Source organism: Burkholderia guangdongensis (assembly GCF_013403875.1).
GTDB classification, from domain to species: Bacteria; Pseudomonadota; Gammaproteobacteria; order Burkholderiales; family Burkholderiaceae; genus Burkholderia; species Burkholderia guangdongensis.
In genome coordinates, this window is sequence record NZ_JACBNX010000001.1 from 398,782 (window position 1) to 415,594 (window position 16,813).

General features: G+C 68.2%; 10 protein-coding genes. 6 read left to right on the forward strand and 4 right to left on the reverse strand.

Annotated features, from left to right (window positions below; translation table 11 throughout):
* Positions 1-34 precede the first annotated feature (34 nt).
* From HZI36_RS01710 to HZI36_RS01725, 4 genes are all read right to left on the reverse strand, one after another.
* The gene (locus HZI36_RS01710) at positions 35-1,432 is read right to left on the reverse strand and encodes an MFS transporter (protein WP_179400872.1); all 1,398 of its coding nucleotides are present in this window, start codon (positions 1,430-1,432) and stop codon (positions 35-37) included.
* A gap of 156 nt (positions 1,433-1,588) precedes the next feature.
* Complete coding sequence (gene ahpF / locus HZI36_RS01715; RefSeq protein ID WP_179400873.1) at positions 1,589-3,166, reverse strand: alkyl hydroperoxide reductase subunit F; 1,578 nt, start codon at positions 3,164-3,166, stop codon at positions 1,589-1,591.
* A gap of 125 nt (positions 3,167-3,291) precedes the next feature.
* Positions 3,292-3,855: an alkyl hydroperoxide reductase subunit C gene (gene ahpC, locus HZI36_RS01720; RefSeq protein WP_179400874.1), complete on the reverse strand. Its 564-nt coding sequence runs from the start codon at positions 3,853-3,855 to the stop codon at positions 3,292-3,294.
* Between the two features lie 250 nt (positions 3,856-4,105).
* Positions 4,106-4,972 carry a hypothetical protein gene (locus tag HZI36_RS01725; RefSeq protein WP_179400875.1) on the reverse strand — a complete coding sequence of 289 codons (867 nt, stop codon included), beginning with the start codon at positions 4,970-4,972 and terminating at the stop codon, positions 4,106-4,108.
* 942 nt (positions 4,973-5,914) lie between these two features.
* Between HZI36_RS01725 and HZI36_RS01730 the strand changes: the two genes are divergently transcribed.
* The 6 genes from HZI36_RS01730 to HZI36_RS01755 all read left to right on the forward strand — a co-directional run bounded on the left by HZI36_RS01730 (position 5,915) and on the right by HZI36_RS01755 (position 16,807).
* The gene (locus HZI36_RS01730) at positions 5,915-7,357 is read left to right on the forward strand and encodes a circularly permuted type 2 ATP-grasp protein (RefSeq protein WP_343049932.1); all 1,443 of its coding nucleotides are present in this window, start codon (positions 5,915-5,917) and stop codon (positions 7,355-7,357) included.
* A gap of 79 nt (positions 7,358-7,436) precedes the next feature.
* Positions 7,437-8,378, forward strand: a complete 942-nt coding sequence (locus tag HZI36_RS01735) for an alpha-E domain-containing protein (RefSeq protein WP_179400877.1) — start codon at positions 7,437-7,439, stop codon at positions 8,376-8,378.
* A gap of 7 nt (positions 8,379-8,385) precedes the next feature.
* The gene (locus HZI36_RS01740; RefSeq protein WP_179400878.1) at positions 8,386-9,402 is read left to right on the forward strand and encodes a transglutaminase family protein; all 1,017 of its coding nucleotides are present in this window, start codon (positions 8,386-8,388) and stop codon (positions 9,400-9,402) included.
* Between the two features lie 110 nt (positions 9,403-9,512).
* The gene (locus HZI36_RS01745) at positions 9,513-12,953 is read left to right on the forward strand and encodes a transglutaminase family protein (protein ID WP_179400879.1); all 3,441 of its coding nucleotides are present in this window, start codon (positions 9,513-9,515) and stop codon (positions 12,951-12,953) included.
* A 249-nt stretch (positions 12,954-13,202) separates the two neighbouring features.
* Positions 13,203-15,809 (forward strand): circularly permuted type 2 ATP-grasp protein, encoded by a 2,607-nt coding sequence (locus tag HZI36_RS01750; RefSeq protein WP_179401048.1) that lies wholly within the window; start codon positions 13,203-13,205, stop codon positions 15,807-15,809.
* Positions 15,803-16,807, forward strand: coding sequence for a transglutaminase family protein (locus tag HZI36_RS01755; protein ID WP_179400880.1), 1,005 nt, complete (start codon positions 15,803-15,805; stop codon positions 16,805-16,807). Before HZI36_RS01750 ends, HZI36_RS01755 begins: the two co-directional genes overlap by 7 nt.
* Positions 16,808-16,813: the final 6 nt, after the last annotated feature.

Below are 16,813 nucleotides of genomic sequence, written 5' to 3' on the forward strand. Positions count from 1 at the left end.
GTCCGCCGTATCGATGTCCGCAGTTTCGACTTCGTTATGCGCCGGCCAGCGCGGGCTCGCGCGGCGTGCGCACCATCCACGCGAGCACGAACGCGGCCGCGAGCAACCCGCACGACACCAGCGCCGCCGCGTGCATGCCCTGGACGATCCGCGTCGCGCCGCCGCTCGCGAGCGCGCCGTACACCGCGACGCCCATCGCGCCCGCCGCCTGTCGCGCGGTATTGAGCACCGCCGACGCGGTGCCCGCGCGGCGCGGCTCGACGCCCGACAGCACCGCGTGCGTCATCGCGGGCACGGCGAGCCCCATCCCGGCCGGGATCAGCAGGAACGGCAGCCATAGATCCGCATATGCGGCATCGAGCCCTGCGCGCTGCAGCAGCATGAAGCCGGCCGCGTCGATCGCGGTGCCGACGAGCATCGGCACGCGCGGCCCGAACACGGCGGTCAGCCGGCCGCTGACGACGTTCGACACGAAGAATCCCGCGGTCAGCGGCAGGAACGCGAGGCCCGCCTGCAGCGGCGCATAGCCGAGCGCGCGCTGCAGATATAGCGTCAGCACGAACACGGTCCCGTAGTACGTGAAATTGACCGTCATCCCGAAGCCGATCGCCGCGTCGAACGTGCGGCTGCGGAACAGCTCGGGCGGAATCATCGGCGCCGCGACGCGCCGCTCGATCGCGACGAAAGCAGCGCCGCCGGCGAGCGCGATCGCGAAGCCGATGCCGAGCAGCGCCGGCGGTACGCCGGGCGCATGCAGCTCGATCACCGATGCGGTGAGCGCGGTCAGCGCGACGGTCGCGACGATCTGGCCGGCGCCGTCGATCCGCTTGCGCGTGCGCTGCGCGGCATCGGGCGGCAGGCGCAGCGCGAGTACCACGCCGAGCGAGCACAGCGGCAGATTGACGAGGAAAATCGTGCGCCAGTCGCCGATGCCGAGCAGCAGACCGCCGCATACCGGTCCCGCCGCGATCGAGATGCTGCCGGCCGCGGTCCACCAGCCGATCGCGTGCGCGCGCCGTTTCGGCGCGTCGGCGAACGCGCGGTTCAGCAGCGCGAGCGAATTCGGCAGCATCGCGGCCGCGCCGAGCCCTTGCAGCATGCGCGCGGCGATCAGCGTGTCGACGCCGCGCGCGAGCCCGCAGCCGAGCGACGCGAGCGCGAACAGCACGAGCCCGGCGACGAAGCCGCGCCGGCTGCCGAAGCGGTCGCCGAGCGTGCCCGCGCTCAGCATGCAGGCCGAGAACGCGAGCGTGTACGCATCGACGATCCATTGCAGTGCCGCGACGCTCGCGCGCAGATCCTGCGCGATGCGCGGCAACGCGACGTTGACGATCGTCACGTCGAGCTGGACGACGACGAACGCCAGACTGGTGGTGCCGACCACCAGCGCGAATCCGGGGTGGGCGGGGGTACTGGGGACTTTGGCGGACATGGGACCTCGCGAAACGAGCCGATCGATGAGTCGATCCATGAATCGATCGTAATGGTCCTCGCGGCGCGAACGTTTCGTCCCGTGCTGAAATATGCGTGCGAATGGTGTGTGCGGGGCGACGGGCCTGACCGTCCGCCCCGCACGGAGCCGCGGCCATCAGGCCGCGATCGCCTTCGGCTCCGCCGGCGCGGCCTCCTGCCGGATCAGGTGATCGAACGCGCCGAGCGATGCTTTCGCGCCTTCGCCGACCGCGATCACGATCTGCTTGAACGGCACCGTCGTCACGTCGCCGGCCGCGAACACGCCCGGCACGGACGTCGCGCCGCGCGCATCGACGACGATCTCGCCGTGCGCCGACAGATCGAGGGTGCCCTTCAGCCATTCCGTGTTCGGCACGAGGCCGATCTGCACGAACACGCCTTCGAGCTCGACGCGCTTCACGTCCCCGGTGTTTCGGTCCGTATAGACGAGGCCGTTCAGCTTGCTGCCGTCGCCGGTCAGCTCGGTCGTTTGGGCGTGCGTGACGACGGTCACGTTCGGCAGGCTGCGCAGCTTGCGCTGCAGCACGTCGTCCGCGCGCAGTTGCGCGCCATATTCGATCAGCGTGACTTCGCGCACGATGCCCGCGAGATCGATCGCCGCTTCGACGCCCGAGTTGCCGCCGCCGACCACCGCGACGCGCTTGCCCTTGAACAGCGGGCCGTCGCAGTGCGGGCAGTACGCGACGCCGCGATTGCGATACTCGCGCTCGCCGGGCACGCCGATCTCGCGCCAGCGCGCGCCGGTCGCAAGCACGATCGTCTTCGCTCGCAGAACCGCGCCGCTCGCGAGACGGATCTCGTGCACGTCGCCGGGAATCAGCGCGTCCGCGCGCTGCACGTCCATCACGTCGACGTCGTACTGCTTCACGTGCTGCTCGAGCGCGGTCGCGAACTTCGGCCCTTCGGTTTCCTGAACGGAGACGAAGTTCTCGATCGCCATCGTGTCGAGCACCTGGCCGCCGAAGCGCTCGGCGACGACGCCCGTCGCGATGCCCTTGCGCGCCGAGTAGATCGCCGCCGCAGCACCTGCCGGGCCGCCGCCGACGATCAGCGTATCGAACACCGGCTTGTTCTCGAGCGCCTTCGCGGCGCGCGCGCTCGCGCCGGTGTCGAGCTTCGCGAGAATCTCCTTCACGCTGCTGCGGCCCTGGCCGAAGTGCTCGCCGTTCACGAACATCGTCGGCACCGACATGATCTGGCGCGCGTCGACTTCATCCTGGAACAATGCGCCATCGATCGCGACGTGGCGGATGCGCGGATTGATCAGCGACATCACGTTCAGCGCCTGCACGACTTCCGGGCAGTTCTGGCACGACAGCGAGAAGTACGTCTCGAATGCGTAGTCGCCGTCGAGCGCGCGGATCTGCCCGATCGTGTCGTCGTCGAGCTTGATCGGATGGCCGCCGGCCTGCAGCAGCGCGAGCACGAGCGACGTGAACTCGTGCCCGAGCGGAATCCCCGCGAAGCGGATCGTCGCGTCGCGGCCCGGCTCGCCGATCGAGAACGACGGCTTGCGTGCGTCGTCGTCGCGCTCGATCACGCTGACGCGTGGCGCGAGCGATGCGATCTCGCCGAGCAGCGCGCGCAGTTCCTGCGACTTCGCGCCGTCGTCGAGCGATGCGACGATTTCGATCGGGCGCGTGATCTTGTCCAGATACGTTTTCAGTTGGGTCTTCAGATTGGCGTCGAGCATGGCGATTTGGATTCCGTAATAATGGTGGCCGGGCAGGTCATGCCGGAAAAGCGGGGCGGGCCGCGCGGTTCGGCGCCCGCCCGTCGCGCGCTGGATGAGCGCGCGATCGCTAGCGGTGAGGCGGCTTAGATCTTGCCGATCAGGTCGAGCGACGGCGTCAGCGTGTCCGCGCCGGGCGTCCACTTCGCCGGGCAGACCTCGCCCGGGTGCGCGGCGATGTATTGCGCGGCCTGCACCTTGCGCAGCAGCTCGCCGGCGTCGCGGCCGATGCCGTTGTCGTGGATCTCGCAGAGCTTGATTTCGCCTTCCGGGTTGATCACGAACGTGCCGCGCAGCGCCATTCCTTCTTCTTCGATCAGCACGTCGAAGTTGCGCGACAGCGTGAGCGTCGGGTCGCCGATCATCGGATATTCGATCTTGCCGATCGTGTCCGACGTGTCGTGCCACGCCTTGTGCGTGAAGTGCGTGTCGGTCGACACCGCGTAGATTTCGACACCCAGCTTCTTGAATTCCGCGTAGCGGTCGGCAAGATCGCCGAGCTCGGTCGGGCACACGAACGTGAAGTCGGCCGGATAGAACACGACGACGGACCACTTGCCCTTGAAGGTTTCGTCCGACACGGACACGAAATCGCCTTTGTGGTATGCGGTGGCCTTGAACGGCTTGACTTGGGTGTTGATGATCGGCATCTGGAGCTTCCTTTGCTTGGGTGTTGAATGAGGAGGTGCCAGTATCCGGGGAGGTGGGTGATTTGTGAAATTGATTGTCTGGATGTTTGTGATAGGGGATGTTTATGGGTGTTGCGGCGATGCCTGCTCGCGGCTTCCGGGCCACGAGGGCCGTCGAACGGGTGTCCAATGCGTGAGTGGTCGGTGGCTTGGGGGAGGGCGGCCGGTAGGTGCGAGTTCGTCGACCGCCGCCGCCACGGTGCACCCGGTTTCAATAATGAGTGACTTGACCCGTGCCTATCTTGCAGATATTTCCCCAACACCCCCTTACTTCCGTTTTCGCAAATCGTTGAGACGCCAAGCAAACTACCAATTGGCGCACCTCACTATATCCCTTCGGAGCCGTTCCTATCATTTCCGCCCTACAAGGTCGGCCGCTTTCATAGATTGATGAAACGGAGGAAACCCGGTTCACGCTCGGCGTGTTCAAAAAATTCACGCCAAACATCGCGTGATAATTTTGTCCAAATGGCGTGACTCCGTTGGCAGGAATGGTATCAATTGAGAATGTGCCCAATTGAAGAGGTGTGACGCGCATCGGAATTTGATAAAAAATGGTATCGTTCAATTCTTTGTTGGGCGCTATTCCCACGCCGCCGACGCTTGGCATTCCATTATTAGCGGGTATTCCATACTCGCCAAAGGTATGTGTGCTAGGTTGCGGCGAAGTAATCAAACATGTCGCGGTATCCTTGACAGACGTGGTGATGGTAGTCTGCGTTTCGTCGGTAATGTCTCTTCCGCCGATACTTTCGCAGTACCGTTGATGCAATTCATTCAGCTCGGGCGGTCGCGAATTCGGGAAAATGGTCAGTGTGCCATCCTCATTTTTTTGCATCGGAATTTTCTTGTAAACGTCCACAGGAACGCTCAAATATATGCTCCCATCGATGACGGTTTCACTTACCCGCCCGTCTGTCGGGGGCGAGCCTGCATACGTGGTTGTTGCGATGATTGAAATAATTGTGCCAATAATTTTTTTCATGGTGATAATTTTTATCTGTTGATAAACATTGATTGTTTGCCGCCATTTTCTGCGCGGCTCAAGGTCGTCTTGCAAAATATTGATGAAAATCAAATTTCAGGAAGATCCCGTATTAATCGTCCGTTTTTGGAAAATTTGATTGACTGTGTATTTATTGATTTTTCTTCTGCTCTGTCAATAAGACTTGTCTGATTTTTGCGAGAAACAGCTTCGCCGGGGATGCCGGGGAGCGCGCGGCAGGTGAATTGAGGACGCGGTGCAGCATGTCGTTGCGCGCCCGACGGCGATGCGGGCTGGCGTGCACGACGGCGTGCGGTCGTGATAGGCGGGCGACCCACCGCGCGCATGGTCGCAACCACCGTCGGACGCGGCGCATTCGCCACCCAACCGCGTTATGCGAATCCACGCATACTGCCGGCATCGCGCCATCCGGATTCCGTTGCACTGACTGGTCTGACCACGCGCGACCACGCATGCCCACGCTCGCCGCCCGGCAAGCCGCTGGCCGCGATTTCCGTCCCGTCCCGGCCATCGCGCCGGCTCCCGCGCCGACGCGTTTTTCTCAATACGGATCAACGCGATAACCGAACGCCCGTGCATTTACCGGGCCGATGCCGGCGCCACGCATCCGCATTGCGCATAGGTAAGACCACTGACGCCGCGTCGCCGTCGATCCCTCCGGTTGCACCTCCGCCGTCGTCGGCGCACCTCCCGCGCTCGCCGGGGTGCACCCGCGCCGCGCCGCCGTTCGGGCGTCATGCTCCCGCAGCGCAACGATTGCTAATTTATCTCGGACAGGCGCACTATGTTCGGCATGCGTCGCTTGTCGACTGCGCGCTCCGTGCCGTTGCGCGCGGTGTCGACGGGCCGCGGGGTGTCCGATGCGCCGGTTCGGCGCATCAAGGATCGCTGTCGCGACGCACCTGCACCTGCGTGGTGCGGCATGCCTGCCCGGCGTGCCGAATCCGCCGAAGATTGCGGGAAATGGAAGGCACGCTCCTTGCTCACTCGTCGTTACGCCGGTCCGGCGCCGACATGCCGGTAACGCGATGGAGATATAAATCAATGAAGCCATTCGACGAAATGCTATCCGGCGACACAGTCAGGCCACCTTATTCGCGCCTGAAGCAGTGGCTCGACACGCAGAATCCCGCGAGCCTCGCACAGAAAGCCCACGATGCCGAGGGCGTGTTCCGCAAGACCGGCATCACGTTCGCCGTGTACGGCGACGCCGAGGCCGCCGAACGGCTGATTCCGTTCGACATCGTGCCGCGCATCATCGCCGGCGCCGAGTGGGCGCGGCTGTCGCAGGGGATCGAGCAGCGTGTGATGGCGCTGAACGCGTTCCTCGACGACATCTACCACCGGCAGGAGATCGTCCGCGCGGGGATCGTGCCGAAGCACCTGATCTCGCACAACGCCGCGTTCCTGCCGGAGATGATCGACTTCCGGCCGCCCGGCAACGTGTACACGCACATCATCGGCGTCGACATCGTCCGCACCGGCGAGAACCAGTTCTACGTGCTCGAGGACAACGCGCGCACGCCGTCCGGCGTGTCGTACATGCTCGAGAACCGCGAGACGATGATGCAGCTCTTCCCCGAGCTGTTCCAGCAGGTGAAGGTGCGGCCCGTCGAGACCTATCCGCAGATGCTGCGCCAGTCGCTCGCCGCGGTCTGCCCGCCCGGCGGCAACGAGGACAACCCGACCATCGCGGTGCTCACGCCCGGCATCCACAATTCCGCGTACTACGAACATTCGTTCCTCGCGGACCAGATGGGCGTGCATCTCGTCGAGGGCAGCGATCTGCAGGTGATCGACGGCCGCGTCGCGATGCGCACGACCGAGGGCTTCCGGGCGATCGACGTGCTGTACCGCCGCGTCGACGACGCGTTCCTCGATCCGCTCACGTTCAAGCCCGATTCGGTGCTCGGCGTCGCGGGGATCATGGACGTCTATCGCGCGGGCAACATCACGATCGCGAACGCGCCCGGCACGGGCATCGCCGACGACAAGGCGATCTACTCGTACATGCCCGAGATCGTGCAGTTCTACACGGGCCGCAAGGCGCTGCTCGAGAACGTGCCGACCTGGCGCTGCGCGGAAGAGGACAGCCTCAAGTACGTGCTCGATCATCTCGAGGAGCTGGTCGTGAAGGAAGTGCACGGTTCGGGCGGATACGGGATGCTGGTCGGGCCGGCCTCGACGAAGGCCGAGCGCGAGGCGTTCGCCGCGAAGCTGCGCGCGCGGCCGTCGAACTACATCGCGCAACCCACGCTGGCGTTGTCCACGACGCCGATCCTGACCGACGCGGGCCTCGCGCCGCGCCACGTCGACCTGCGTCCGTTCGTGCTGGTGTCGGACCGGATCCGCATCACGCCGGGCGGACTCACGCGCGTCGCGCTGAAGGAGGGCTCGCTCGTCGTCAACTCGAGTCAGGGCGGCGGCACGAAGGATACCTGGGTGCTCGCGGACTGACGCGCGCGGGGGGGCGCCCGCGTGGCGCCCGCGCGCCCGGCCACGGCGCGCGACACGGATAACAACGGAGTGGACTCAGATGCTGCTAGGACGCACTGCGAGCGGTCTTTACTGGATGTACCGCTACATCGAACGCGCGGAGAACACCGCGCGCATCGTCGACGCCGGGCTGCGGATGGCGCTGACGCGCACGACCGACGCGCCGGCCGAATGGTCGTCGGTGCTGGTCAGCTCCGGCGCGGATGCCGGCTACCGCGAGAAGTACGACGGTTACGCGGCGGACACCGTGACCGACTATCTGCTGCGCGACCGCGACAACGGCTCGAGCGTGCTGTCGTGCATCGAGTACGCGCGCTCGAACGCGCGGATGGTGCGCACCGCGCTCACGCGCGAGGCGTGGGAGAGCGTGAACGAAGCGTGGCTGTCGATCCGGACCGGGCTCGTGCAGCCGGTGCCCGCAAGCGACCTGCCGGCGATCCTCGATCAGGTGAAGCGCGCGACCGCGCTGATTCTCGGCAGCTTCTACAGCACGATGCTGCGCAACGAGATCTTCGATTTCGCGCAGATCGGCGCGCTGATCGAGCGCGCGGACAACACCGCGCGGATCATCGACGTGAAGTACCACCTGCTGCTGCCGTCGGTGTCGCACGTCGGGACGATCCTCGACAACTACCAGTGGGAGTCGATCCTGCGCTGCGTCGCCGCGCACCGGTCGTATCGCTGGGTGTACGACGTGCAGTACAAGCCGATGAACATCGCCGACTACCTGATCCTGAACGGCCGGATGCCGCGCTCGCTGCGCTACTCCTACGGACGCCTCGTGTCGAGCCTCGACCACCTGGCCAAGGATTACGGCGTGACGCACCCGTGTCACGAAACCGCGACGAGCATCCATCAGATGCTTGCCGACAACACCGTCGAACGGATCTTCAAGAACGGGCTGCACGAGTTCCTGACCGATTTCATCACCCGCAACAACGGGCTGGGCGCCGAGATCGCCCAGGCCTACAACTTCGACTGAGACTGCCATGCGACTTGCCATTCGCCATATCTCGCGTTATCGGTTCGACGATCAAGTCACGCACGTGCTGCAGCGCTTGCGTCTGCGGCCGCAGTCCGGGCCGGGGCAGACGGTCCGCGCGTGGCAGGTCACGATCGACGGCATCGAGCCGACGCTGTCCTACGCGGACGGCCTCGGCAACAAGATCGACCTCGTGCGGCACGAGCGCGCGACCCGGGCCGAGATCGTGATCGTCGCGGCCGGCGTCGTCGAGACGCAGGACCGCGCGGGCATTCTCGGGCAGACCGAAGGCTATGCGCCGCCGTGGATCTTCGAGCGCGAGACCGAGCTCACCGGCGCCGGCGACGGGATCCGCGCGCTTGCGGATGCGATGCCGCTCGAGCATCGCAGCCTCGACGCGCTGCACTGGCTGATGACCGAAGTGCACGGCCGGATCGCGTACGCGCCGCAGACGGCCTTCGACGCGCCGGTCGATGCGGAAACCGCGCTGAAGAACGGCGAGGGCACGAGCCGCGACCACGCGCACGCGTTCATCGCGGCGGCGCGCGCGCTGAAGGTGCCGGCGCGCTTCGTGGCCGGCTATCTGCTCGCCGACGGCCCCGCGCAGCGGATGGCCGACGCGATGCAGCAGCAGGGCGGCGCAACGCAGCAGCAACAGCAGGGCGGCGCGCAGCAGGAAGCGCTCGCCGCGATCCAGCTGGCCGAAGAGGACGAAGAGAGCGAAGCGGCCGGGCAGTCGAACCGCGCGGCGCGCCGGTCGTCGGGCACCGCGCAGCCGTCGCTCGGCACGCAGCAGCAGAGCGCCGCGCAGATGCCGTCGCCGGCCGGCCACGCATGGGCCGAGGCCTACGTCGAAGGGCTCGGCTGGGTCGGCTTCGATCCGTTCATGAACCGCTGCCCGGACGAGCGCTACGTGCGCATCGCGGTCGGGCTCGACTATCGCGACACGCAGTCGGTGACCGGGTCCGGCACGCAGCCGATCGGCGTCGACATCAGCGTCGTGCAGTCGCCCGAGCTCGTCTAGCGCGCGGCCGGCGCTTCCGTACCCCATTGCCGCCGATCCCTCGGCGGGCGCGATGCCCGCCGAGGGAAGCGGCCGATGACCCGATTCAACCCGAACCGAGCGGTCCCGCCATGTCCATTCACGTCGCGCTGCATCATGCCACCCGCTACCGTTACGACCGGCTCGTCAATCTCGGCCCGCAGATCGTGCGCCTGCGTCCGGCGCCGCATTGCCGCACGCCGATCCTGTCGTATTCGATGACCGTCAAGCCGGCCGATCACTTCATCAACTGGCAGCAGGATCCGTTCTCGAACTACCTCGCGCGGCTCGTGTTCCCGGAGCGCACGCGCGAGTTCGAGATCACCGTCGATCTCGTCGCCGAGATGTCGGTCTACAACCCGTTCGACTTCTTTCTCGAAGAGAGCGCCCAGCAGTTTCCGTTCACGTACGCCGACGCGGTGCGCACCGAGCTCGCGCCGTATCTCGCGTGCGACCCGCAGACGTCCGAGTCGCCCGCGTTCCGCGCGTATCTCGACGGTATCGACCGCACGCCGACCGGCACCGTGGACTTCCTCGTCGCGCTGAACCAGCAGTTGCAGCGTGACATCAACTACCTGGTGCGGCTGGAGCCCGGCGTGCAGACGCCCGAGCAGACGCTCGAGCTGGCGTCCGGCTCGTGCCGCGACAGCGGATGGTTGCTCGTGCAACTGTGCCGGCATCTCGGCATCGCCGCGCGCTTCGTGTCCGGCTACCTGATCCAGCTGACGCCCGACGTGAAATCGCTCGACGGCCCGAGCGGCACGTCGGTCGACTTCACCGACCTGCACGCGTGGTGCGAGGTCTATCTGCCGGGCGCGGGCTGGATCGGCTTCGATCCGACGTCGGGCCTGCTCGCGGGCGAAGGGCACATCCCGCTCGCATGCACGCCGCAGCCGACGAGCGCGGCGCCGGTCGAGGGGCTGATGGACGAGTGCGAGGTCGAGTTCGAGCACGAAATGGCGGTCACGCGGATCTACGAATCGCCGCGCGTGACGAAGCCGTATACGGATGCGCAATGGAGCGGCGTGCTCGCGCTCGGCGCGCAGGTCGACGCGACGCTCGCGGCCGGCGACGTGCGGCTCACGCAGGGCGGCGAGCCGACGTACGTGTCGATCGACGACCGCGACGGCGCCGAATGGAACACCGACGCGCTCGGGCCGACGAAGCGCGGCTACGCGACGTCGCTCGTGCAGAAGCTGCGCGCCGAGTACGGCGACGGCGGCTTCCTGCATTTCGGGCAGGGCAAGTGGTATCCGGGCGAGCAGCTGCCGCGCTGGGCGCTGTCGATTTTCTGGCGCGCGGACGGGCAGCCGGTCTGGCACGACCCCGCGCTGTTCGCGGACGAGCGCGAGCCGTCGTCGTACACGACCGAAGACGCGAAGCGCTTCATCGACGCGCTCGCCGCGCGGCTGAACCTGACGCGCGACTTCATCCGGCCCGGCTACGAGGACGTCTGGTACTACCTGTGGCGCGAGCGCCGGCTGCCGGTCAACGTCGATCCGTTCGACTCGCGCCTCGACGACGAGCTCGAGCGCGCGCGGCTGCGCAAGGTGTTCGACCAGAAGCTCGACAGCGCGGTCGGCTACGTGCTGCCGATCAAGCCGGTCGAAGGCGCCCCGGCGCTCGGCGGCCCGCGCTGGGAGACCGGCCCGTGGTTCTTCCGCGACGAGCGGATGTATCTGGTGCCGGGCGATTCCCCGATGGGCTATCGGCTGCCGCTCGATTCGCTGCCGTGGGTGAGCCGCGGCGACCAACGGTATCTGATCGACCGCGATCCGTTCGCGCCGCAGGAGCCGCTGCCGAGCGCCGACGCGCTCCGCGCGCGCTACGTCGGGCCCGGCGACGCGCCGCGTTATCTGCCGCTGGCGTCGCCCCTGTCGCCCTTGTCGCCCTCGTCGAGTGACACGCCGGCGCCGCGCACCGTGATGCAGTCGCGCGGCGACGGGCTGCCGGGCGCGCTGCATCCGGCCGCCGATGCGCATCGCTATCCGGCGCGCTTCGAATCGGCCGCGTGGATCACGCGCACCGCGATGTGCGTCGAGGTCCGCAACGGCATCCTGTACGTGTTCATGCCGCCGCTCGCGGCGCTCGAGGATTATCTCGACCTGCTGAATGCGCTCGAGCTGACCGCGCGCACGCTCGACGTGAAGCTCGTGCTCGAAGGCTATCCGCCGCCGCGCGACGCGCGCCTGAAGCTGCTGCAGGTGACGCCGGACCCGGGCGTGATCGAGGTGAACATCCACCCGGCGTCGAGCTTCGACGAGCTCGTCGGCCATACCGAATTCCTGTACGACGCCGCGTACCTGTCGCGCCTGTCCAGCGAGAAGTTCATGGTCGACGGCCGCCACGTCGGCACCGGCGGCGGCAACCACTTCGTGCTCGGCGGCGCGACGCCGGCCGACAGCCCGTTCCTGCGCCGGCCCGACCTGCTCGCGAGCCTGATCGGCTACTGGCACAACCATCCGTCGCTGTCCTACCTGTTCTCGGGGCTGTTCATCGGGCCGACGAGCCAGGCGCCGCGCGTCGACGAGGCGCGCAACGACCAGGTGTACGAGCTCGACGTCGCGTTCAAGGAGATTCAGCGCAACAAGCTGCTGTACGGCCAGGAGATGCCGCCGTGGCTCGTCGATCGCGTGCTGCGCAACCTGCTGATCGACGCGAGCGGCAACACGCACCGCAGCGAGTTCTGCATCGACAAGCTCTACTCGCCGGACTCGTCGACGGGCCGCCTTGGCCTGCTCGAGCTGCGCGCGTTCGAGATGCCGCCGCACGCGCGGATGAGCGTGGTCCAGCAGTTGCTGCTGCGCGCGCTGATCGCGCGCTTCTGGTCGACGCCGTACACGACGCCGCTCACGCGCTGGGGCACCGCGCTGCACGACCGCTTCATGCTGCCGACGTTTCTTCGGATGGATTTCGACGACGTGCTGACCGAGCTGCGCGACGCGGGCTTCGATTTCGACGCCGCGTGGTTCGCGCCGCACTTCGAGTTCCGCTTTCCGCTGTACGGGCAGATCGCGGTGAGCGGCATGGAGCTGTCGCTGCGCGGCGCGCTCGAACCGTGGCATGTGATGGGCGAGGAGGGTGCGCCCGGCGGCACGGTGCGCTACGTCGACTCGTCGCTCGAGCGGCTCGAGGTGCGCGTAAGCGGGCTGAACGACAACCGCCACGTCGTGACCGTGAACGGCCACGCGCTGCCGCTGCAGCCGACCGGCACCGCGGGCGAATACGTGGCCGGCGTGCGCTACAAGGCGTGGGCGCCGCCGTCGGCGCTGCATCCGACGATCGGCATTCACGCGCCGCTGACGTTCGACGTCGTCGACACGTGGATGGCGCGCTCGCTCGGCGGCTGCCGGTATCACGTCGCGCATCCGGGCGGGCGCAACTACGCGACGTTCCCGGTGAACGCGTACGAGGCCGAGAGCCGCCGCCTCGCGCGCTTCGTCGCGATGGGGCATACGCCGGGGCGGATGGACGTCGCGGCGGCCGCGCCGAGCCGCGAGTTCCCGTTCACGCTCGATCTGCGGCGCATCTGACGTTTGACGCGGCGCGCGTGGCGATCCGGGGAAAACCCGCCGGCAATCCCGGGGAAAACCCGCCGGCGGCGACGGGAATTTTGTGCGGCCGAAATGTTAGGATGCCGGCTGGTCCCGCGCCGCCGCGCGCGATTGCCGCGTTTGTGGCGTTTGCGGCAGCGGCGCGGACCGGACGCTGCTCATCCATGACCGATTGAAACCGTGCCGCCCATTTCCCCCGACGACCTCGCCGACGCCGCGACCGACACGATGCCGACGCTCTTCGATACCGGCGCGCAACCCGATGCCGTGGAGCTGGCCGCCGCGCTTGCCGCGCCGGCCGGCGCGGGGCGGTATGACGAGTTGCGCGGCAGCGCGGCGGGCCTGCATGCCCCCGCGCTCGCGCCCGCGTGGCGCGAATTCTTCACGTCCGTCGGCAGCGACGGCGTGGCCGACCTCGACCGCCGCGCGGACGCGCTGCAGCGCCGGATGCGCGAGAACGGGCTGTTCTACCAGCTGCACGAGCAGCGCGCGGGCGACGGCGCGGCCGGCCCGTGGTCGCTCGATCTGCTGCCGCTGATCGTCACGCCGCGAGACTGGGACGCGATCGAGCGCGGCGTGCTGCAGCGCGTGCGGCTGCTGAACGCGATGATGACCGACCTGTACGGCCCGCAGACGATCCTCGAGCGCGGCCTGCTGCCGCCGGCGCTCGTGACCGGGCATCCGGGCTACTTGCGGCCGATGCGCGGCGCGCGCGTGCCGGGCGACACGTGGCTGCACGTCGTCGCGTTCGATCTCGCGCGCGGCCCGGACGGCCAGTGGCGAATGACCGCGCACCACACGCAGGGCGCGGCCGGGCTCGGCTATCTGCTCGAGAATCGTCTGATCGTATCGCGCCTCTTTCCGCGCGCGTTTCGCGGGCTGCGCGTGCAGCGGCTCGCGGCCGCGTACCGCGCGCTGGTGCAGAGCCTGCAGGCGCTGAGCCCCGCGCGGAAGAATTCGCGGATCGTGCTGCTGACGCCGGGGCCGCACAGCGCGACCTACTTCGAGCACGCGTATCTCGCGCGCTACCTCGGGCTGACGCTCGTCGAGGGCGGCGACCTGACCGCGCGCGACAACCGCGTGTTCCTGAAGACGCTGCGCGGGCTGGAGCCGGTGCACGGGATTCTGCGGCGCGTCGACGACGCGTGGCTCGATCCGCTCGAACTGCGTACGGACTCGATGCTCGGCGTGCCGGGGCTGCTGCAGGCGGTGCGCGCGGGCAACGTGCTGCTCGCGAACGCGCCGGGCTCGGGCTTTCTCGAATCGCCGGGCATGCTCGGCTTCCTGCCGCGCCTCGCGGAGGATCTGCTCGGCGAGACGCTGTCGCTGCCCGCCGTGCACTCGTGGTGGTGCGGCGAGGCCGCCGCGTGCGCGGACGCGCTGCCGCACCTTGCGCGCGCGATCGTGAAGCCGACGTTCCCGCCGGACGTGCAGGCGGGCGGCGGCTTCGATCCGGTGATCGGCGCGCGGCTCACGCCGGCACAGCTCGACGAATGGCGCGCGCGGATCGCCGCGCACCCCGCGCACTACACGGTGCAGGCGGACCTGCCGCTGTCGCAGGCGCCGACGTGGGCGAGCCGCGCGGACGCGGACGCCGACGGCAGCGCGCGGATCGTGCCGCAGCCGTTGTTGCTGCGCGTGTTCGCGCTCGCGGACGGCGAGCAGACCTGGCGCGTGCTGCCGGGCGGGCTCGCGCGCGTCGGCACGCGCGATACGCTGTTCAACGCGCCGATGCCGCGCGGCGGCAGCACGATCGACGCGTGGGTGATGACCGAAGGCGCGGTCGACCGGACGACGCTGCTGCCGACCCACCTCGGCCCCGACGATCTGGTCGAGCGCGTGCGCACGATTTCGAGCCGCGCGGCGGAGAACCTGTTCTGGCTCGGCCGCTACACCGAGCGCGCGACGAACCTGATGCGGCTCGCGCGCGCCGCGCTGGAACGGCTGCGCGGCGAGGACGACGCGGACAGTCCCGCGCATCTGCAATTGCTCGACGCGCTGTGCCGCGACACCGGGCTCATCTCGCCGGATACGCCCGACGCGGTCGCGGAGCCGCACGCGTTCCAGGCCGCGCTGACGACGTCGCTCGCGCACGGCACGGATCGCTCGACCGGCATCGCGTCGTGCCTGTTCGGGATGCGCGCGGCGGCGGCCGCGATCCGCGAGCGGCTGTCGCGCGAGCAATGGCGGCTGATCGACGACGCGACGCAACTGTTCGCGGACAGCGCGCGCGCGCTGGAGGCGGAGGATCAGCTCGGCAACGACGCGCTGCAGCTGATCGACCGGCTCGGGCTGCTGCTCGGCGCGATCACCGGCGCGCAGACCGACAACATGACGCGCGACGACGGCTGGCGGCTGCTGTCGATCGGGCGGCAGATCGACCGGCTGGATTTTCTGTGCAGCGTGCTGCGGTTCGCGTTCGATGAAGGGACCGTGCACAAGCAGGACGGCTTCGAGCTCGTACTCGAGCTGTTCGACAGCGCGATCACGTTCCGCTCGCAGTTCCAGCGCCGCTTCGACGTCGCGCCGCTGCTCGCGCTGATCGTGCTCGACACGGACAACCCGCACTCGCTCGCGTGGGCCGCGCAGGCGCTGCGCGGACGGCTGGCGAAGGTCGAGCACGGCGAAGGGTATCCGCTGGCGGGGCTGGCCGAGGCGATGCCGGACATCGCCGCGTGGTCGCTGCACGCGCTGTGCGAGACCGACGGCACGGGCCGCCATCGCACGCTGCTCGCGCAGCTCGCGACGACGTGCGACGCGGTGTGGAATCTGTCGGACCGGATCGGCGAGCGGTATTTCAGCCACGTGCGCGAGGCGGGCAGGACGCTATGGTGACGACGCCGAAGCCTGCTGCCGCGCCGGCGGCCGCCGACGTGCCGGCCGGCACCACGACGCGCGGCCGCGTGCTGCGCGTCACGCACGACACGCATTACATGTATGCGGCGCGCGTCGAGTCGGCGCAGCATCAGGCGCGGCTCACGCCGCTCGCGACGCCTCGGCAACTGCTGCTGTCGTTCGAGCTCGACATCGGGCCGAAGCCGGAGCGGGTCAGCGTCGAGACCGACGCGTTCGGAAATGCGCGCACGTCGTTCTCGCTGAATCAGCCGCACGAATCGCTGTTCGTACGCAGCCGGAGCGTCGTGCGCGTCGTGCCGCCGGCGCTGTCGGCGGGCAAGCGCGGCGAGCCGCCGGACGCGATCGCGCGGCCCGGCGCGGCGCGGGCGAGCGCGTGGGAGGCGGTGCGGGACAGGTTCTGCTACCGCGCGGGCGTGCCGTACGATCCGGCGAGCGAGTTCGTGTTCGCTTCGCCGCACGTGGCCTGCGATCCTGCGCTGGCCGCTTACGCGGCGCAGAGCTTCACGCCGGGGCGGGCGCTGGTGCAGGCGGCGTGGGAGCTGATGCGGCGGATTCATGCGGACTTCAAGTACGAGCCGAACAGCACCGACGTGACGACGAGCGCGCTCGATGCGCTCGCGTTGCGGCAGGGGGTGTGCCAGGACTTCGCGCACGTGATGATCGGCGCGATGCGCTCGCTGGGGCTCGCGGCGCGCTATGTGAGCGGCTATCTGCTGACGCAGCCGCCGCCGGGGCAGCCGCGGCTGATCGGCGCGGATGCGTCGCATGCGTGGGTCGAGGTGTACGACCCGAAGTGGCCCGAGGATGGCGGGTGGCTGCAGCTCGATCCGACGAACGATCGCGCGCCGGGGGACGATTACGTGATGCTGTCCGTCGGACGGGATTATGCGGATGTGACGCCGCTGCGCGGCGTGATTCGCGGCGGCGGCGCGGATCAGGTGCTGAAGGTCGCGGTGACGGTGGAGCCGTGGGCGTGATGCTGC